Source organism: Novosphingobium humi (genome assembly GCF_028607105.1).
GTDB classification, from domain to species: Bacteria; Pseudomonadota; Alphaproteobacteria; order Sphingomonadales; family Sphingomonadaceae; genus Novosphingobium; species Novosphingobium humi.
The window spans coordinates 1,168,684-1,187,908 of sequence record NZ_CP117418.1; the positions used below are offsets into that span (position 1 = coordinate 1,168,684).

17 protein-coding genes are annotated in these 19,225 nt (G+C 64.9%); 14 read left to right on the forward strand and 3 right to left on the reverse strand.

The window, feature by feature from the left end; translation table 11 throughout:
* Positions 1 to 87 precede the first annotated feature (87 nt).
* The 9 genes from PQ457_RS21080 to PQ457_RS21120 are packed head-to-tail and all read left to right on the forward strand — an operon-like array spanning position 88 to position 11,004.
* Complete coding sequence (locus PQ457_RS21080) at positions 88 to 1,173, forward strand: putative urea ABC transporter substrate-binding protein (RefSeq protein ID WP_273619761.1); 1,086 nt, start codon at positions 88 to 90, stop codon at positions 1,171 to 1,173.
* 4 nt (positions 1,174 to 1,177) lie between these two features.
* The gene (locus tag PQ457_RS21085; RefSeq protein WP_273619762.1) at positions 1,178 to 1,993 is read left to right on the forward strand and encodes an ABC transporter permease; all 816 of its coding nucleotides are present in this window, start codon (positions 1,178 to 1,180) and stop codon (positions 1,991 to 1,993) included.
* Positions 1,990 to 2,730: an ABC transporter ATP-binding protein gene (locus PQ457_RS21090; protein WP_273619763.1), complete on the forward strand. Its 741-nt coding sequence runs from the start codon at positions 1,990 to 1,992 to the stop codon at positions 2,728 to 2,730. The genes PQ457_RS21085 and PQ457_RS21090 overlap by 4 nt, the downstream gene beginning before the upstream one ends.
* Positions 2,727 to 3,221: a CopG family ribbon-helix-helix protein gene (locus PQ457_RS21095; protein WP_273619764.1), complete on the forward strand. Its 495-nt coding sequence runs from the start codon at positions 2,727 to 2,729 to the stop codon at positions 3,219 to 3,221. Before PQ457_RS21090 ends, PQ457_RS21095 begins: the two co-directional genes overlap by 4 nt.
* The gene (locus PQ457_RS21100; RefSeq protein WP_273619765.1) at positions 3,218 to 4,042 is read left to right on the forward strand and encodes an urea amidolyase associated protein UAAP1; all 825 of its coding nucleotides are present in this window, start codon (positions 3,218 to 3,220) and stop codon (positions 4,040 to 4,042) included. The genes PQ457_RS21095 and PQ457_RS21100 overlap by 4 nt, the downstream gene beginning before the upstream one ends.
* A 17-nt stretch (positions 4,043 to 4,059) precedes the next feature.
* On the forward strand, positions 4,060 to 4,695 hold the full coding sequence (locus PQ457_RS21105) for an urea amidolyase associated protein UAAP2 (protein WP_273619766.1): 636 nt from the start codon (positions 4,060 to 4,062) through the stop codon (positions 4,693 to 4,695).
* Positions 4,692 to 8,288: an urea carboxylase gene (gene uca / locus PQ457_RS21110; protein ID WP_273619767.1), complete on the forward strand. Its 3,597-nt coding sequence runs from the start codon at positions 4,692 to 4,694 to the stop codon at positions 8,286 to 8,288. Before PQ457_RS21105 ends, uca begins: the two co-directional genes overlap by 4 nt.
* Entirely contained in the window at positions 8,285 to 10,045 is a 1,761-nt protein-coding gene (atzF, locus tag PQ457_RS21115) for an allophanate hydrolase (protein ID WP_273619768.1), read from the forward strand. The genes uca and atzF overlap by 4 nt, the downstream gene beginning before the upstream one ends.
* Positions 10,046 to 10,059: 14 nt before the next feature.
* Positions 10,060 to 11,004 (forward strand): Vgb family protein, encoded by a 945-nt coding sequence (locus PQ457_RS21120; RefSeq protein ID WP_273619769.1) that lies wholly within the window; start codon positions 10,060 to 10,062, stop codon positions 11,002 to 11,004.
* Positions 11,005 to 11,035: 31 nt separating this feature from the next.
* On the opposite strand, the gene PQ457_RS21125 is transcribed toward PQ457_RS21120, so the two are convergent.
* The 3 genes from PQ457_RS21125 to PQ457_RS21135 form a co-directional block, all read right to left on the reverse strand.
* A complete protein-coding gene (locus PQ457_RS21125) occupies positions 11,036 to 11,377 on the reverse strand; it encodes a UrcA family protein (RefSeq protein WP_420541002.1) in 342 nt (113 codons plus the stop codon).
* Positions 11,378 to 11,463: 86 nt separating this feature from the next.
* Complete coding sequence (locus PQ457_RS21130) at positions 11,464 to 11,823, reverse strand: hypothetical protein (RefSeq protein WP_273619770.1); 360 nt, start codon at positions 11,821 to 11,823, stop codon at positions 11,464 to 11,466.
* A 57-nt stretch (positions 11,824 to 11,880) separates the two neighbouring features.
* Entirely contained in the window at positions 11,881 to 13,473 is a 1,593-nt protein-coding gene (locus PQ457_RS21135; RefSeq protein ID WP_273619771.1) for a tetratricopeptide repeat-containing sulfotransferase family protein, read from the reverse strand.
* Between the two features lie 147 nt (positions 13,474 to 13,620).
* On the opposite strand from PQ457_RS21135, the gene PQ457_RS21140 reads away from it, so the two are divergent.
* From PQ457_RS21140 to PQ457_RS21160, 5 genes are all read left to right on the forward strand, one after another.
* On the forward strand, positions 13,621 to 14,613 hold the full coding sequence (locus PQ457_RS21140; protein WP_273619772.1) for a sterol desaturase family protein: 993 nt from the start codon (positions 13,621 to 13,623) through the stop codon (positions 14,611 to 14,613).
* On the forward strand, positions 14,610 to 15,296 hold the full coding sequence (locus PQ457_RS21145) for a hypothetical protein (protein WP_337958499.1): 687 nt from the start codon (positions 14,610 to 14,612) through the stop codon (positions 15,294 to 15,296). The genes PQ457_RS21140 and PQ457_RS21145 overlap by 4 nt, the downstream gene beginning before the upstream one ends.
* A 91-nt stretch (positions 15,297 to 15,387) precedes the next feature.
* Positions 15,388 to 16,506 carry a helix-turn-helix transcriptional regulator gene (locus PQ457_RS21150; protein WP_273619773.1) on the forward strand — a complete coding sequence of 373 codons (1,119 nt, stop codon included), beginning with the start codon at positions 15,388 to 15,390 and terminating at the stop codon, positions 16,504 to 16,506.
* Between the two features lie 79 nt (positions 16,507 to 16,585).
* The gene (locus tag PQ457_RS21155) at positions 16,586 to 17,854 is read left to right on the forward strand and encodes a serine hydrolase domain-containing protein (RefSeq protein WP_273619774.1); all 1,269 of its coding nucleotides are present in this window, start codon (positions 16,586 to 16,588) and stop codon (positions 17,852 to 17,854) included.
* A 142-nt stretch (positions 17,855 to 17,996) separates the two neighbouring features.
* Positions 17,997 to 19,190 (forward strand): multidrug effflux MFS transporter, encoded by a 1,194-nt coding sequence (locus PQ457_RS21160; RefSeq protein WP_273619775.1) that lies wholly within the window; start codon positions 17,997 to 17,999, stop codon positions 19,188 to 19,190.
* Positions 19,191 to 19,225: the final 35 nt, after the last annotated feature.

A 19,225-nucleotide genomic window follows, 5' to 3' on the forward strand; every position in this document is an offset into this window, starting at 1 on the left:
GCATTATTACGAACATGGGGTTTGGTAATAATGCGCTAGCTTCCCTCTCGACTGCGAAATTGCTGCAACGCAAAGGGGAAGCAAGCCATGTTCAGGAAGACCGGAAAAGCCGCCGCCATGGCGGGCGCCCTGCTTGCGGGCACCATGCTGCTCTCCTCCTGCTCACCTGCGGCCAAGGCGCCCGAGACGCGCAAAGAATTCAACATCGGCTGGTCGATCTATGCCGGATGGATGCCATGGCCCTATGCCCAGCAGGCCGGGATCGTGAAGAAATGGGCCGACAAATACGGCATCAAGATCAATATCACTCAGGTCAATGACTATGTCGAATCGGTCAACCAGTACACGGCGGGCAAATTTGACGGCGTGACTGTGGCCAATATGGACGCGCTGACCATTCCGGCCGCAGGCGGCAAGGATACGAGCGCGATCATTGTGGGTGATTATTCAAACGGCAATGACGGCGTTCTTCTGAAGGGCGCGGACAATATTGCCGCGATCAAAGGCCGCTCGGTCTATCTGGTCGAACTGTCGGTCTCCCATTACCTGCTGGCGCGCGCTCTGGGCGAACATGGCATGACGATGAGCGATGTCAAAACCATCAACACGTCCGATGCCGATATCGTGGGCACTTTCGGCAGCCCGCAGGCCACCGCCGCCGTCACCTGGAACCCCCAGCTTTCCGTGATGAAGGCCCAGCCCGGCGTGAAGGCGGTCTTCACCTCGGCCGATATTCCGGGCGAAATCCTTGACCTGCTGGTGGTGGACACGGCCACGCTCAAGGCAAACCCCAACCTCGGCAAGGCGCTGACCGGGATCTGGTACGAAACCGTCGCGCTGATGAAGCGTCAGGATGCGCAAGGGAAAGCGGCGCGCGCGGCCATGGCAAAACTCGCCGGATCGACCCCCGAAGTCTTCGACAACCAGCTCACCACGACCTATCTCTACGACCAGCCCAAGGCGGCGGTGGCAGCCACGACCAGCCCGGCACTGGTCACGACCATGACCCGTGTGCGCGATTTCAGCTTCTCCAAGGGCCTGTTCAAGGGCGCGGCCAGTGCCGATGCGGTGGGCATGTCCTTCCCCGGCGGCAAGGTGCTGGGCGATCCGGCCCATGTCACGCTGCGCTTCGACCCCAGCTATATGGCGATGGCCGCCGACGGTAAGCTTTAATTCCATGCGCTGGGTAAACCGTCAGATTTCGCGCAGCGACAGGCTGTTATGGGGCGCGGCCCCGATCCTGCTGCTGGTTCTGCTCTATATTTTCGCCGCCGCCGGGCGCCATGCGGTCAATCCTTCGGACAAGATCCTGCCGCTGCCCTCCGGGATGGCACAGGCAATGTCCTCGCTGATCTTTGAGCGCGACATGCTTTCGGGCCAATATCTCTTCTGGGCCGATACGCTGGCCAGCCTGCAACGGCTTGGTCTGGGGCTGGGGATTGCCACGCTGGTGGCGCTGGTGCTGGGGCTGCTGCTGGGGGCTTTGCCGCCGGTGCGCGCGGTGCTGGGGCCTTTGGTCACGGCGATTGCGGTGATCCCGCCGATTGCGCTGCTGCCGATCCTGTTCATCGCGCTGGGCCTTGGCGAAACGGCCAAGGTGGCGCTGATCGCCATCGGCATCGCGCCGGTCATGCTGCGCGACATTGCCGGGCATGTGGCCGCCCTGCCGCGCGAACAGATCATCAAGGCGCAAACGCTGGGCGCGGGAAGCTGGCAGATCCTGATCCGCGTTGCTCTGCCCCAGGCCCTGCCGCGCCTGTTTCAGGCGGTGCGTCTGGCGCTGGGTCCGGCATGGGTGTTCCTGATTTCATCCGAAGCCATCGCCTCGGATGTCGGCCTTGGCTACCGCATCTTCCTGGTGCGGCGCTATCTCTCGATGGATGTGATCATCCCCTATGTGGCGTGGATCGCGCTGCTGGCCATTGCGATGGATGTCGCGCTGGCATGGGGTTCGCGCCGCTGCTTTCCCTGGGCACAAGGAGCCAACCATTGAGCACGCTCCTCTCCTTGCGCGACCTGTGGGTCGAATATGGCGACAAGATCGTTCTGGAAAAGGTCGATCTGGACATTGCCGCAGGCTCCTTCGTCTCGATCATCGGCCCCTCGGGCGCGGGCAAGAGCAGCCTGCTGCGCGTGATCCTTGGGCAGGAAAGCCCGACGCGGGGTACGATCATGCTGGATGGCGCGCCGCTGGCGCCCGAATGCGGGCCGGATCGCGGCGTGGTGTTTCAGCGCTATTCGGTCTTTCCGCATCTCACGGTCCTGCAAAACACGATGTTCGGGCTGGAATGCGCGCAGGCCCCCTTGCTTGCCCGCCTGTTCGGCGCGGCCCGTACCAAAGCGCGCGCAGAGGCGACCGCTATGCTGGAGGCCGTGGGGCTTGGCGACAATCTGCACATCTATCCCGCGCAAATGTCGGGCGGGATGCAGCAGCGTCTGGCCATCGCGCAGGCCCTTATCAAGCGCCCGCGCATCCTGTTGCTGGATGAACCCTTCGGCGCGCTCGACCCCGGCATTCGCGCGGATATGCATGGCCTCATCACCCAATTGTGGCGCGAGTTTGGCCTGACCATCATCATGGTCACGCATGACATCCGCGAGGCCTTTTCGCTCGGCACCCGTGTTCTGGCGCTGGATAAACGCCGCCACGATCCCCACGCCCCCCACCGCTATGGCGCGACGGCGGTCTATGACCTGCCGCTTCGCCCCCGTGAGGAGATGGAAGCATGAACGCTCCCTCCACAGCTCCCTCCACTCTGGCAAGGCTCAGCATGAGCCTGCCCGCCGAACTTTCGCGCAAGCTCGACATGATGGTCGAGGAGCGCGAATTGCCCTCACGCTCGCAGCTCATCGCCGAACTGATTCGCCATGCTTTGGCCAGGCATGAGAGCCTGACCCGCCCCGACGAGATGCTGGCGGGCACGATCACGCTGGTCTATCGCGGCGACCGCGGCCGGGTGCGCCACCAACTGGCCCAGACACAGGCCGATTATCTGACCGAGGTGATCTCCTCGCAACACGTCTTTCTCGAACAGGACCAGTCGCTTGAAGTCCTGCTGGTGCAAGGCCCTGCCGTGCGCCTCAAGGATCTGTGCGACGCGCTGCGCCGGGTGCGCGGCGTGCATCAGCTCGAACTGGTCACCACCACCGCCCTGCTGCCCCCGCTTCATGCCGATGGCGCAGCATCCGACCAAGCCCAACGCAAGGGAGCGGCAGCATGACAAATATACTCGCAAATCCATTGGCCGCGCGCGACCATGCCCGCGCCATGGCGGGCACCGTGGTCGAATCCATGCCGATCCTACCGCCCCATGCCGATGATCTGCCCCCCGGCGTCTCGGCGGATGACCACCTCTGGGAGGAAACCATCGCGCCGGGCGGCTATGCCACGCGCCATCTGCCGCGCGGCGCCCGCCTGCGCCTGATCGACGTAAAGGGCGATGCCTGCGCCAGCGTGATGATCTTCAACGCCCAAATGCCCAGCGAACGGCTGAACGTGGCCGATACGGTCAAGGTCCAATGGAACGCCTATCTGGGCGCAGGCAAGCTGCTGCTCTCGGACATGGGCCGGGTGCTGATGAGCATCGAGGCTGATGATGCGGGCACCCATGACTGCTTTTCCGGAACCTCGAATGCCGCCACCAATGCCGCCAAATACGGCGACGGCACCAACAGCGGCCCCCACCCCAATGGCCGCGACCGCTTCCTGCTGGGCGCGGCCAAGCATGGGCTGGGCCGCCGCGATGTCCACCCTTGCGTCAACCTGTTCAAGGGCACGCATATCGAAGCCGACGGCACGATCACGCCGATTGTCGGCCCCTTCGCGCCGGGCCGCAGCGTGGTGCTGCGCGCAGAAATGGAGGTGATCGTGGTCATCGCCAATTGCCCCCACGTCCTCGATCCGCGCCCTGATTACACGGTCACGCCTTTGCGTGCCAGCGCATGGCGCGGGGCGATCACGCCGAGCGACGATCCCATCCGCAACGCGACGCCCGAAGGCCTGCGCGCCTTTGAAAACGTCGAAGATTATTGCCGTCGCTAAAGCGAGGAGCAGGCACCATGACGCAAGATCCCCACACCGCCGGGCTGACCGGCGCCATCATCCATGACGCCATCGTCCCGGCCCGCGCGCCCTGGCTCCACACGATCCGCGCGGGCCAGACCCTGCGCATTGTCGATCTGGAAGGCAATCAGGCGGTCGATTTCCTGCTCTACAGCGCCGATGACGACGCCGAGCGCTACAGCATGCAGGACACCGTTTCGGCGCAGGGCAATCTGTTCCTGCGTCAGGGCACGGTGCTGCGTTCCAACGAAGGCCGCGCGATGATGACGATTGCGGCCACCTCGGTCGAATATCACGACACGATCGGTGGAGCATGCTCGTGCGAATCCAATACTTTGCGCTATGGCCACCACACCAAATCGCAGCACGCCTGTGTCGAGAACTTCCTTGAGGCCAATCTGACCCAAGGGCGCGGCAAGCGCGATATCGTCTCGAACATCAATTTCTTCATGAACGTTCCGGTCGAACCCGATGGTTCGCTGGGCATTGTCGACGGCATTTCCGCGCCCGGCCTGACGGTCGATCTGCGCGCGGAGATGGATGTGGTCGTGGTCGTCTCGAACTGTCCCCAGATCAACAATCCCTGCAACGCCTTCAACCCCACCCCCGTTCGGATGATTGTATCGGCATGAGCTTTGACACCGTCCTGATCGCCAATCGCGGGGCGATCGCCACCCGCATCATCCGCACTCTGCGCAAGATGGGCCTGCGCTCGGTCGCGGTCTATTCGCAGGCCGACGAGGCCTCGCTCCATGTGGCCCAGGCCGATGAGGCGATCTGCATCGGGGAAGGCAGAGCCTCCGAAAGCTATCTCAACATTCCCGCGATCATCGCGGCGGCGCAGAAATCGGGCGCGGGGGCGATCCACCCCGGCTATGGCTTCCTTGCCGAAAGCACCGAATTTGCGCAGGCATGTGCAGAGGCGGGCATCGTCTTTATCGGCCCCACGCCCGACAATATCCGCAGCTTTGGCCTCAAACACAGCGCCCGCGCGCTGGCCGCCGCGCATGATGTGCCGCTGGCCCCCGGCTCCGACCTGCTGACCGACGAGGGCCAAGCGCTGGAGGCCGCCGCACAGATCGGCTATCCGGTCATGCTCAAAGCCACGGCAGGCGGCGGCGGCATCGGCATGCGCATTTGCGAGAATGACGAGGACGTGCGCGAGGGCTTTGCCGCCGTGGCGCGGTTGGGCATGAGCAATTTCGGCGATGCCGGCGTGTTCCTCGAAAGCTACATCCGCCGCGCCCGCCATATCGAGGTCCAGATCTTCGGCGATGGGCAGGGGCGCATCATGGCGCTGGGCGAGCGCGACTGCTCCTTGCAACGCCGCAACCAAAAGGTGCTGGAGGAAGCCCCCGCGCCCCTGCTGCCCGCCCATGTCCGCGCCGACCTCATCGCCTCGGCCATTCGGCTGGGTCAGGCGGCGAATTACCGCTCGGCGGGCACGGTCGAATTCCTCTATGATGCCGACCGCCAGAGCTTCTTCTTCCTAGAAATGAACACCCGCCTGCAGGTCGAACATGGCGTCACCGAGGAGGTGATGAGCATCGATCTGGTCGAATGGATGATCCGGGGCGCAGGCGGCGATTACAGCTTCCTCGACGCGCCCACGCCCGAACCCAAGGGCCATTCCATTCAGGTCCGCCTCTATGCCGAAGACCCCGGCCTCGATTATCGCCCCACATCGGGCACGCTGACCGCCGTCACCTTCCCCGACACTATCCGCGCCGAAACATGGGTCATGGCGGGCAGCGAGGTCAGCGTCTGGTATGACCCGATGCTGGCGAAACTGATCGTCCATGCGCCCACGCGCGAAGAGGCCGTGGCCGCGATGCAGGCGGCGCTGGGCGAAACGCGCCTTGACGGGATCGAGACGAACCTGCGCTGGCTGCGCGATGTGGTGCGCCTGCCTGCCTTCACCAGCGGCGAGGTTTCCACCCGCGCCCTCGATCAGGTCGAGTTCCGCCCCCGCGCGATCCGCGTGATCTCGGGCGGCACGGCCACCACAGTGCAGGACTGGCCGGGACGGCAAAAGCTGTGGGCCGTGGGCGTGCCCCCCTCCGGCCCGATGGACGATCAAAGCTTCCGTCTGGGCAATCGCCTGATCGGCAATGCCGAGGGCACGGCGGGGCTGGAAGTCACCAACACCGGCCCGACGCTGAGCTTTACCGCACCCGCCACGATCTGCCTGATGGGCGCGGATTTCGGCGCCACGCTGGACGGCGCGCCCATCGAACGCGGACGGCCGATCCATGTGCTTGCAGGCCAGACATTGGCCATGGGCCGGGCACGCGGCGGCGGGATGCGCGGTTATATCCTGTTTGCGGGCGGCTTCGACCTCGCGCCCTATCTGGGCAGCCTCAGCACGTTTGAATTGGGCCAGTTCGGCGGCCATGCCGCGCGGCGGTTGATGGCGGGCGACACGATACACTTTGGCGATGAACCCTTGGCCGCGCCCCTGCCCGCCGCCGCCTTGCCCGAATTGCCGGGCGAATGGGCGATCCGCGTGCTCTATGGCCCCCATGGCGCGCCCGATTTCTTCACGCCCGCCGACATTGACACGATCATCTCCGCCCCGTGGCAGGTGCATTACAACAGCAACCGCACCGGCGTGCGCCTTGTCGGCCCGAAACCGCAATGGGCGCGCAAGGATGGCGGCGAGGCGGGGCTGCACCCTTCAAACATCCACGACAATCCCTATGCCATCGGCGCGGTCGATTTCACCGGCGACATGCCGATCATCCTTGGCCCGGATGGCCCCTCGCTGGGCGGTTTCGTCTGCCCCTTCGTGGTGATCGCGGCGGATCGGTGGAAGATCGGGCAACTGGCGGCGGGCGACACTTTGCGCTTCGTGCCGGTCAGCATTGAGGACGCCGCCAAGGCCGACGCCGCGCAATCGGCGCTGCTTTCCACCGGACAGGCCGCGCCCTCCAGCCCGGCGCGCGCCATTGAGGCGCTCTCGCCCATTCTGGCCGAGACGCCCGAGGCGCCGGGCCGCCCCCGCACCACCTATCGCCAGCAGGGCGACCGCAACATTCTGGTCGAATATGGCCCGATCACGCTGGACATCGAATTGCGCATCCGCGTCCATGCGCTGATGACCGAACTGGAGCGTTTGGCAACCCCCGGCATCATCGACATCGTGCCCGGCATCCGTTCTCTCCAACTGCATTTCGACGGCGCGGTAATCGACCAGAAATCGGCGCTTTCCCTGCTGATCGAGGCCGAGGAAAGGCTGGGCGATCTGGCCGATTTCACAATTCCCAGCCGCATCGTCCATCTGCCGCTGAGCTGGCGCGATCCGGCGACCATCGAGACGATCGAGAAATATATGGGCGCGGTGCGCGACGATGCGCCATGGTGCCCGGACAACATCGAATTCATCCGCCGCGTCAACGGCCTGCCCGATGCCGCCGCGGTCGAGAACCTGATCTTCGAGGCCAATTATCTGGTGATGGGCCTTGGCGATGTTTATCTGGGCGCCCCGGTGGCAACGCCGGTTGATCCGCGCCACCGGCTGGTCACCACCAAATACAATCCGGCGCGCACATGGACGCCGCCCAATGTGGTGGGCATCGGCGGGGCCTATATGTGCATCTATGGCATGGAGGGACCGGGCGGATATCAGCTCTTTGGCCGCACCATTCAGGTGTGGAACACCTATCGTCAGACGCAGGACTTCATCGAGAACAAGCCCTGGCTGCTGCGCTTTTTCGACCAGATCCGGTTCTATCCGGTTTCGGCCGAGGAACTGGCCGAATGGCGGCGGGATTTTCCCAGCGGACGGCGCGCGATCCGCGTCGAACCTTCGCAATTCCGTTTGGCCGACTACCGCGCTTTTCTGGCCGACAATGCGCAAGGAATCGCCGAATTTGAGGCCCGGCGCGAGGCCGCCTTTGCGGCGGAACGCGAGGACTGGCAGCGCAAGGGCGAGTTCGACCGCGTTTCCAGCCTGAACGAGGAGGACACGCCCCAGACCGCCGACATCACCCTGCCGGAGGGCAGCGAATTGATCGAAGCGCCCTTTGGCGGCAGCGTATGGAAACTGCTGGTGGCAGCAGGCGATGAGGTGAGCGCGGGCGAAACCATCGCGGTCCTCGAAACCATGAAGATGGAATGCCCGATCGAAAGTCCGGGCAGCGGCACCATCGCCGCGCTCTACATGGCCGAGAAGCAATCCCTGCAACCGGGCGCGCCGATGCTGGCGCTGCGGAGGCACGCATGAACCGTCAATCCGCCACACGCATCGCCGCCGCCATCCGCGCCGGGCAAACCAACGCGGTGGAGGTGATAAGCGAAACCCTCGCCCGCCTCGCCGCCTATGACGCCATCCAGCCGCAGATCTGGATCAGCCGGGCATCGCCCGAAACGCTGCTGGCCACCGCCGCCGCCATCGACGCACGCGTGGCGGCGGGCGAGGATCTGCCGCTTGCCGGCGTCCCCTTTGCGGTGAAGGACAATATCGATGTGGCGGGGTTTGAAACCACCGCCGCCTGCCCTGCTTTTGCCTATCGGCCCGATGCTTCGGCCCCGGTGGTTGAACGCCTGCTGGCGGCGGGCGCGATCTGTGTCGGCAAGACAAACCTCGACCAATTCGCCACCGGCCTTGTCGGCACGCGCAGCCCCTATGGCATTCCGCGCAACGCCTATAATCTGGCCTATGTCAGCGGCGGATCGAGTTCCGGCTCCTCAGTGGCGGTGGCGGCCGGATTGGTCGCCTTTGCGCTGGGCACGGATACGGCGGGGTCGGGGCGCGTGCCTGCCGCCTTCAACCATCTGATCGGCTTTAAGCCCACCAAGGGGCGGTGGAGCACATCGGGCCTTGTGCCCGCCTGCCGCACGCTCGACTGCATCACGGTCTTTACCGATGATACGGCGGACGCACGGCTGATCGACGGGGTGGTGGCCGGTTTCGATCCCGCCGATCCCTATTCCAAACCCTTGGCCGACCGACCGCGCGCGGCGCGCACCATCGGCGTTCCGCGCCGCGATCAACGCCTGTTCTTTGGCGATGCGGAGAGCGAATATCTCTATACCCAAGCTCTCGAAACACTTTCCGCACAGGGCCGGATCGTCGAGATCGACATGGCCCCGCTGCAGGAGGCCGCGCAATTGCTCTATGGCGGCCCATGGGTGGCCGAACGCAGCGCCGCCATCGCGGGCCTGCTGGCCGACAATCCTGATGCCATCGACCCCACCGTGCGCGCCGTGGTCGAGCCTGGGCTGGAGATCGGCGCGGTGGAGCTGTGGCAGGGGATCTATTGCCTCGCCGCGCTCAAACGCCATGCCGACCAGATGTGGGAAGAGATCGACATTCTCGCCTTCCCCACCGCCGGCACCACCTATCGCGTGGCCGAACTGGCCGCCGCGCCCATCGCGCTCAACAGCAACCTTGGCGCCTATACCAATTTCGTGAACCTGCTGGATATGGCGGCGCTGGCCGTCCCCGCGGGCGCACGCCACAATGGCACCGGCTTTGGCATCACGCTGATCGGGCCTGCCGATTGCGACCGGGCGCTGCTGGATATGGCCGATGCCTATCTCGATGCCGCCGCCCTTCCCCCCATTCCACCCCTCGATCTGGAGGCGAAAATGCAGACCGTGAAACTGGCCGTTGTCGGCGCCCATCTCAAGGATATGCCGCTCCACTGGCAATTGACCAGCCGCGATGCCTCCTTTGTGGGGGCCTTTGAAACTGCGCCTCATTACCGGCTCTATGCGATGGCCGACAGCGTGCCGCCCAAGCCTGCACTGATCCATTCCGAGGATGGAGCATCAATCAAGGTCGAGGTCTATGAACTGGGCGTGGCCGAGTTCGGAAGTTTCGTCGTCGAGGTGCCCGCCCCGCTGGCTATCGGCACGGTGACGCTGGCCGATGGGTCCAGCGTCAAGGGCTTCGTGGCCGAGCCGCGCGCGATTGTCGGGGCCACCGACATCACCGAACTGGGCGGGTGGCGCGCCTATATCGCCTCGCGCGCCTGAAGGGGGAGAAACCCATGAAACGCCTTGTCGTTTTGGCCGCCGCCGTGATCGGCGCGCCCATGATTACTATGCCCGCATTGGCCGAGCCGGTGGAGAAGGTCATCCCCGTCCCCGGTTTTGCCGACTTCATCGCGGTGGATGGGGCAACCGTATGGACCACCAACCGAGGCCGGGTTGAACATTGGTCCGCCGAAAAGAAGTTGGCCGAAGTGCCCAGCCCGCATCCTTGCGGCGGCATGAGCATCGCCCATGGCGCGCTGTGGTTTGCCGATTGCAAGGAAGGCGTGGTCAAGCGCGTCAGCCTGCACAAGGCCAAGGTGGTGGCCAGCATCCCCACCGGCCTTGCCAATGGCAAAGAGGGCGAGTTGAACGTGGCGGCGGGGGCCGGCTCGATCTGGGTGGCCAGCGATGCCAGGGGCGAGATCAAGCGCATCGACGCGCGGACCAACAAGGTCATCGCCACCATCCCCACCGCGCCGGGGGCCTATTACCTCGCGTTTGGCTTTGATGCGCTTTGGGCGGTCAGCGCCAAGGGCAATCTGATCCAGCGCATTGATCCCAAAACCAATAGCGTCACCAAGACCACGCCGCTGGGCAAACAGCCCGGCTTTCTGGCCGCAGGCGAAGGCGGGGTCTGGGTTCAGGAGCAGGGCGACGGGACGGTGGTGCGCATTGATCCCACCACCGGCGAGGTGTCAGGCCGAGTCAAAGTGGGCGTGGTGCTGAAATATGGCGATATCGACACGGGCGGCGGCAAGGTCTGGCTGCGCAGCACCGAGGATCAGACCTTTGTGGTGATCAATCCCAAGACGCTGGCCATCCTCGCCCGTGTCGGGCCGCTGGCGGGCAGCGGGGGCCTGCGCTATTCGCCCGGCGGCGTGTGGACCACCGCGCATGACAAGCACACGCTGTCTTTCTGGGCCGATCCCGCCAGGATCGGGGCCAAAACCGGCGATTGAGCGGGTGGAGCGCAGGCTCCACCCCACCCTCTTATCGCGCAGAGGCGAATTGCACCTTGCCCTGCGCCGCGGCCTGACGCCGTTCGATCTGGGCGCGGACATCGGCCACGACCCCGGCGCGGCAGGCGCGAGACTGTTCCTCAAGCGCCAGATGCACACCGGCAAGCCGATCGCCGCAAACGGCCGCCGCCGCCTGATCCAACCGGATCGCCAGACGCTGCTGCCCGGCCACGGTGGCAAGGTCCAGACCGTTGAGGTGCAGCACCGCGCTGTCTCTGGCCAGAGGGTTTTCGCCGGGGGTCCCGGCCTGCGCCGCCGAAGCCCCAGCGGCCAGCGAGACAGCGGCCAGAGCCGCGAATAGAATCTTCATCATCCACTCCTGCGCTATTTTGCAAGGCCGCTCTTTTGGCGACCGTCCTAAATTCATAGGCGCATTGGCAGGGTTTGACAATAAAGCGATTAACGGACCCGCACCTCCAGCGCGGCCAGATCGGTATGGCCCAGCAGGCCGATGGGCAGGCTGACCTCGCGCTCAGGCCCCTCGCCGGTGTTAAGGACAAGGCTGCGGGCATAGGGCGCCGACCATGCGCGCAACGTGGCCATCGGCAGGCGCAGGCGCCAGTTCCGCCCGCCTTCGACCGCCACGCGATGCCCGTTGATCGCCACGACATCCTCGCGCTGTTGGCGGTATCCGTTGACCATCAGGCAGGTCTGATCCCCGCATGTCACCAGATGCGTAGTGGTGGCAGGCGCGGCCATGGCCCCCGAACCGAAACCGGCGGCCAACACCATCACGCCAAGGCGAAGCGCAAGATCCATGGCCGCACCATGCGCGCCATGCCCCGCGCGGCCCATGCGCGATATGGCGTAGGCCGATCAGTCCACCGCGATCCCAACGCTTTCGAAATAGGCGCGCACCGGGGCCAGCGCCTCTTCATGCCGCCGCCAGCGCGCCACCGAGTCGCGATAGATGGGCCTGCGCACCTGCGCCGCGCTGGGCGTGGCAACCGGGGCGGCATTGTCCTGAAAAGACAGGCATCGCGCGTCCCATTCCAGCCCGCAATGGGCCAACAGGGCGCGGGTCTGCCCCTCCTGATCGCTCACCAGATCCTCATAGGCCAGTTCCATCACGCGCCCCGGCAGCACATGACGCCAGAAGGCCATCAGCCGGTCAAAGCCCGCATAATAGGCGGCAATATCCAGCAGGTCATAGCTGTAGTCATAATAACGCGAGGAAATGGCGAACAAATTGCGGAAATTGGCCAGCACCGTATCCATCGGATGCCGCCGCAGGCACACGATGCGCGCATGGGGCAAGGCATGCGCGATAACGCCCGCATAATGGAAATTGCCGGGAAATTTGTCGATGAAACGCGGCGCCTTGCCCCCCAGATGGTGCCCCGCCCGGCGCAGATAATCGCGCCCCAGCGCCGCCATATCCCCCCGCGCCGCCGCCATCGCCGTTTCCGGGTCCAGCACATTGCGCCCGCCGGTGCCCGCCATGGCCTTCACCGCCAGCGGCATCGCCTGCAATTCGCCCGCGCTTTCCAGATCGGGATGCGAGGACAGGATGCGGTCAACCAGCGTTGTGCCCGTGCGCGGCATGCCGATGATGAAGACGGGCGCGTCCTTTGGCGCGTCCTTCGCCTCGGCCATGATCGGCCAGGCGTCCTGCATCGCTTGAAAATTGGCGGCATCCTGCGCCGGGTCATAGGCCAGATCGCGCCTGTGCGCGGCATTGACCGCGCAAAGCGTGGCAAATCCGCGCGCCTCTTCGCCGATGTCCTCCAACTCCTTGGCCAGCGCATAGCCGATCAAGAGCCGGTCGCGCCCTGATTTCGCCCGCTCATAGACGGTTTCCAGACGCGGAATATGGTTGCGCCCCGCGCTCTGTTTGCGCAAGCTGGCCAGCAGATGATGCGCCCGCGCATCATCGGGGGCCAGCGCGATCAGAGCCTCCAGCGCCGCCTCCGCCTCCTCCGCCCGGCCCAGGAAATTGAGCGTCACGGCCTGATTATACCGATATTCGCGATTGTCCGGCTCGCGCGCAACGGCGGCCAGAAAATGGGGCAAGGCCGCCTCATGCCGACCCAGCCGGGCATAGACGCAGCCCAGCGTATCGAGGCTGAGGGCGTCCTGCGGCAGGTTCTGTTCGGCTTCCTGCAACACCTGCGCGGCCTCGCCATCGCGGCGCAACAGGCTGAGCGTCCGGGCAAGCTGGGCGCGATATTCGCCGCTCCTTGATGCTTCAGGAGGATCGCACATCACCGCCTGCCGGAAATGGGCCAGCGCCTCAACCACCCGCCCCGCCGAGGCCGCCGCGACGCCCAGCACGAACGCTCCCTCGGCAGGCGAGCGCGCCATCAACCCCGCCGCCAGCCTCCGCGCTGCCGCCCAGTCGCCCCGCCGCAAGGCCTGTCGCGCCGCCGCGCCCTGATCCATCCGCCCGTCCTTTGCCGCGATCCGCATGACGGCAAGCCTAGGCCGCAAGGCGGGAAAACTCCAGCGCACGCGCGCGCGATTCTTTGAATGGTTTATACGCCTGATGACGTATGACGCGCGTCCAAAATTTCAGGCACTTTACCCTCCTGCAGGCTGGACTCGGGTAGAGACAAGATGAACGGCGTTCTCGTAGGCAAGCGGATCATTGGGGCCGAAGCGCCCGTCACCATCGGTTGGGAAAACATTCCCCGCGTCGAGGGCGGCCCGATCCGGCAATTCATTTTCACCTGGTTTCAGCCGACCATGCTCTTTGCGATGCTGGCCTTCTGGTACTATGCGCCCAATTCCATCGCCAAGGCCTCGACCGCGATCTATATAGGCATTGGTTTCAAGGTGTTGCTGCTGGCGCTCGAATGGGTCAATCCGCGTTTCGCCAGTTGGCGTCTGACGTGGAAAGAGCTGGCCACCGACCTGTTTTATGTGGGGCTGGGCTATACGCTGATCCGCATCATGAACAGTTTCATCGGCAGCGGCGTGATGATCAAGGCGATCCAGCACGCGATGCATTGGGACAAGGCCACCTGGTTCACCGGCCTGCCGCTGCTGGTACAGGCTTTCCTGATCTCATTCATCTTCGATTTCGGGCAATATTGGATGCACCGGGGGATGCACAACTGGTATCCGCTCTGGCTGCCCCATTCTGTGCATCATTACATCACCCAGCTCAACATCAACAAAGGTGCGGTCGGCAATCCGGTGGAACTGTTCCTGATCGGGCTGGGCGTGGGCGGCTTTTTCGATTTCCTGCCGCGCGCGGCGCTGATGGCGGGGGCCTTTGGCCTGGCGATCGGCACGTATCAGCATATCAACGTCCGCTTCAATTCGCCCCGCTGGTGGCGCTTCCTGTTCAACACGACCGAGCATCACAGTCTGCACCATTCGCAGGATTTCGAGGCCACGCGCAGCAATTACGCCGGTTCCTATATTTTCATCGACCGCATGTTCGGCACCTGCGTCGATGGCGAGGCCGAATTGCTGGGGCTGGAAGGCGGGCGCCGCATGTCGATCCGCGAACAGATGACCTATCCCTTCACAGAGGGTTGGAAGACGATGAAGGAAAAATACGGCCGCAGCGCCCCGGCGCCCATGACGGAGCCTGCCGAATGAGCGGAACTGTCGCTGCGCCCCATCATGATTACGCCGGATCGGCGCAGGAAAAGCCCTCCATGCTGCGTTACATTGACTGGATCTGGCATATTCGCGGCGAAGTCGCCCTCCCCGCGGAGCAATCGGGCGAGGAGGCCTTTGACCGTCTTGCCCCGCTTTTCCGCCAGACCGGCACCAGCTATGACCGCTATCAGGACACGCTGACCTTCCGCAAAAAAGATGCGGCGGCGCAGGACAAGATGTCGGTGTTTGACAGCGGCGTGCTGAGGGTGGAAAATTCGGTGCTGCGCTATGATCTGATCAGCCGCGCTTTGCTCTACTGCTTCCTCGCGCCTCTGCTGTTTCTCGGCTTTGCGCAGGCGATCATCACCATCAACGACTTTCAGAAACCCGCCGCTCACGGCCCCGCCCACACCGCCGGCCCGCCCACAAAGCCCAAGCCCAAGCCCGCCGCAAAAGAGGCAGTCCCGCCGATGAACCCCATCGACAAGGCGCTGGGCGCGCCTGCCCCGGACAAGCCTGACGGCGATGACGGCGACGAGGACGGCCCCAAGAGCAAGAAGCCCTCGCCCACCCCGGCCTATGTCTTTGCCGGGATCTTCGTGGCGCTCTATCTGATCGGGCGGGTGCTGGAGGATCGGCTGGTCCGATCCCTGTTCCGCAGGACCGTGGCGGGGGCTTAGGCCGCCCACGCCGCCAAAAGGCCCCGCTTGCCGTTCGGGCGCGATAGGATATCCTGCGCTCCAGATGGGTTAAAGGTGGGGGAGCGCAATCATGGCGGCAATCAGCGATCAATGGATCGGCGCGCTCTATGGCGCGATCGAGGAACCGGGGCGCTGGGTCGCGCTGATGGATCTGTTGCGCCGCGATTTTCAGGTTGAATGCGTGGCCGCGCAATTGCTGGTCGCCGCGCAGGGCGGCCGGGCCTTGCCGGTCTGGGGCACGCGCGACAGCCATTCCGAGCGCCATGGCCGCCTGCATGATTCCTGGGCCAACACCCCGGCCAACCCGCGCTTTGGCCGCCCCATCGGCCCGATGCCCGAAACGGAGATCCTGAGCGACGCGCGCAGCCTTGCCTATTCCTCGCAGGACCGCCGCCAATTGTCCAACGGTCTGGCGCGCTGCGGACTGGGTCCTGCCTTCTGGATGAGCCACAGGCTGGACAAGGATCATCGCTTCACGCTGATCTTTCACCGCAACGTCGATGACCGGCGCGATATGGACCCGCGCGAAGAGGCCATGCTGACGCGGATGGCGCCCCATATGCAGCAGGCCGCAAGACTGTGGATGCGCATGAGCGAGGCCGAGGCCAAGGCCGAATGGCTGACGCAGGCCCATGATGCGACCGGCACGGCGATGCTGGCCTGCGACCGCGATCTGCGCCTGCATTGGTGCAATGGGCCCGCGCGGGCAATGCTGGCGCAGGGCGACAGGCTGCGCCTGCGCCATGGGCATCTGGCCGCGGTTGGGCGCGCCGATCATGAGGGCCTGACCGCGCTGGTCGAGGGGCGGACGGATCGCGGCGTCATGGCGATGGGCGGCATGGATCAAACGGCGCTGCACCTGCGCGCCAGTCCCTTTACGCCCATGCCGGGCCGCTCCGGCCTGCCGCGCGATCTGCTGCTGCTGACCATCGCTTGCCCCGAAGACGCGGTGCATTATGCACCCGAAGATCTCTCGCTGCTCTTTGGCATCACCCTCACCGAGGCGGCGCTGGCCTCCTGTCTTGCCGCGGGGGGCAGCGTCAGCGAGTTTGCCGCCGCGCGCGGCATTACCGAAGGCACCGCGCGGCTGCATCTCAAACGCGTGCTGGCCAAGACGGGCGCGGGGCGCCAATCCGAACTGGTGCGCCGCATCGGCGGGTCCGTGGCGGGCGCAAGGCGCGCTTTATGATATAGGATATACCAAAAGGGGGATGCACCGGACGCGCTCTTGCCCCATTCGTCGGCATCACTTTTGCAAAGGTCCGTCCATGGTTTCTCCGATCCGTCTGTCTCGCGCGCTCATGCTGGCCATGGCCGCGCCCTCTCTTTCGGCGCAGACCGCCCCGCCCCATGTGTTGCCCGATGGATCGGTGCCGCCTGCATTGGCCGCCGCGCGGATGCATATGCTCGAAGCGCCCGAGAACATGCTGACCTTCCATAATATGGATCAGCTGTTCCAGACCCGCGTGGTGGCCCGATCCGGGCCGGTCGCGCCTTTGGCCCGCACGGATACGGCCCTGCCGCCCGCCACCATTCGCGGCAAGGTGATGAGCGAAGATGCGTGGGAGGACCTGACCTATACCTCGGCCCTGCTGGTGATGCGCGATGGCAAGGTGCTGCATGAAAGCTATCGCAACAACACCGATGCGAGCACGCATTTCATCTCCTTTTCCATGGCCAAGACCTTTACCTCGATGCTGGTGGGCATCGCCGTGGGCCAGGGGGCGATCCGCTCGATCGACGATCCGGCGGTCGCCTATGTCCCTGAACTGAAAGGCTCGGGCTATGATGGCGTGACCATCCGCCAATTGCTCCAGATGCGTTCGGGCGTGGATTACGAAGAGCGCTATGATTTCGGCGCAACGCCCAGCATTGCCGCGCAGATCTTTCTCAACGCCATCGTCGCCAACAAGGAGCGCTTTGCCGACATGGCCCCGCGCCTGAAGCGCAAATTCGCGCCCGGCAGCCGTTTCAACTATTCCACGCTCGACACGTCGGTGCTGGGCTGGGTGCTGGAGCGCGCGACCAAGCGGCCATTGGCCGATTTCATGGCGCAATATCTGTGGCAACCGATGGGGGCGCAGGCGTATGGGTTCTGGATTGCCGATGGCGGCCCGGGCGTGGGGCGCGAGCTAAACGGCATGGGTTATAATGCCACCTTGCGCGACTTTGCCCGCTTTGGCGCGATGATGCTGGACAAAGGGCGTTTCAACGGGCGCCAGATCGTGCCTGCCGCATGGGTCGAACAGGCCACCGCCATGACCAACAATGCCGATCCCGCCGCGCCGCCTCCGCCGCCCTCGGTGACCAATCCGATGGCGCGGGCAGGCTATGGTTTCCAGATCTGGCGGTTGGACGATACCGGGGCCTATACTGCGCTGGGCCTCCAGGGACAGTTCATCTATGTCCATCCGGCCACGCGCACCGTGATCGTCAAGCTCAGCTTCTTTCCGGAAATGGGCTCGGCCGGGGGTGATCAGGCGCTGGAGGATACGCTGGCCTATTTCCGCACTCTGACGCAATGGAGCGCCAAGTAACAGGCGATGCCGCAACCGCGCGATGCCGGGCGGACAGAAGATCGCCCGGCAGGCGCTGTTCGGCTTCTAAACCGGGCGGCCCTGTGGCAAGGATGCGGGCGGGGTGATGGCCCCGCCTGCATTGCCTTTATGAAAGAACCCGATGACCGCGGCCAAACCCGTCCATATTCCCTTTGGCCTGCTCCTGGTGCTGGCCGGCCTGAGCGCCTTTGCCCCGCTGTCCATCGACATGTATCTGCCCGCCTTGCCGGTCATGGCGCGCGATTTGGGCGGCAGTGCGGCGCAGGCTTCGCTGACGGTGGCTTCGTTCTTTGCGGGCCTGTGTTTCGGACAATTGGTGCATGGGCCTTTGTCCGACCGGATCGGGCGGCGGCTGCCCTTGCTGGGGGGGCTGGTGCTTTATGTGGGGGCGGGGGCCTGTGCGGCGCTGGCGCCCACAATCCCGGTGCTGATCGCCGCGCGTTTCTTTCAGGCCTTTGGCGGCTGCGCAGGGCTGGTCGTCTCGCGCGCGTCGGTGCGCGACCGCTTCACCCCGCAGGAAAGCGCGCAGGTCTTCTCGCTCCTGCTGCTGGTGATGAGCATCGCCCCGATCATCGCCCCGCTGATCGGCAGTTGGGTGCTGCTGGCGGCCTCATGGCGAGCGATCTTCTGGCTGCTCACCCTGTTTGGCGCGGTCGTGGCGGTGGCCACTTTCTTCGGCCTGCCCGAAACGCGTTCGGAGCAGACCGCCGCGCAGGCGCGCAGCGAATCCCCGTTTGCCGCCTATCGCTCCATTCTGGGCGAGGCGCAGGTGATGGCCTATGCGCTGACCGCCGGTTTTTCGCATATGGGCCTGCTGACCTATCTGGGCATATCGCCCGATGTGCTGGTCACCGGCTTTCACCTCTCGCCCCAGACCTATGGCTGGGTGATCGCCACCAACGGGCTGGGGCTGGTGACCACCAACTGGATCAACCGCCGCCTGCTGGCGCGCATCAGCTATGATACGATCCTGCGCTGGGCCAATCTGGGCAGCATGACGGCCTCAGCGGTGCTGCTGGCCGATGCGGTCACCGGGTTTGGCGGGCTGCTGGGCATCACGGTGCCGCTGTTCTTCATGGTGGCGATGATCGGCTTTACCCAGCCCAATGCGATTGCCGGCGCGCTGGCCCGCGATCCGCAAAGGGCCGGGTCGATTTCGGCGCTGGTGGGCTTTATGCAATTTGGCGGCGGCGCGCTGGGCGCGGCGATTGCCGGGGCGTTTCATGACGGCACGGCACGGCCGATGGCCATGGTGATCTTTGCCGCCTATATCTGCGCCGGGGTCGCGCTGCGCGCGCTGGCCCGGCGACGGTAGGATCAAATAACAGGGCCGGGGCGCATCACGCCCCG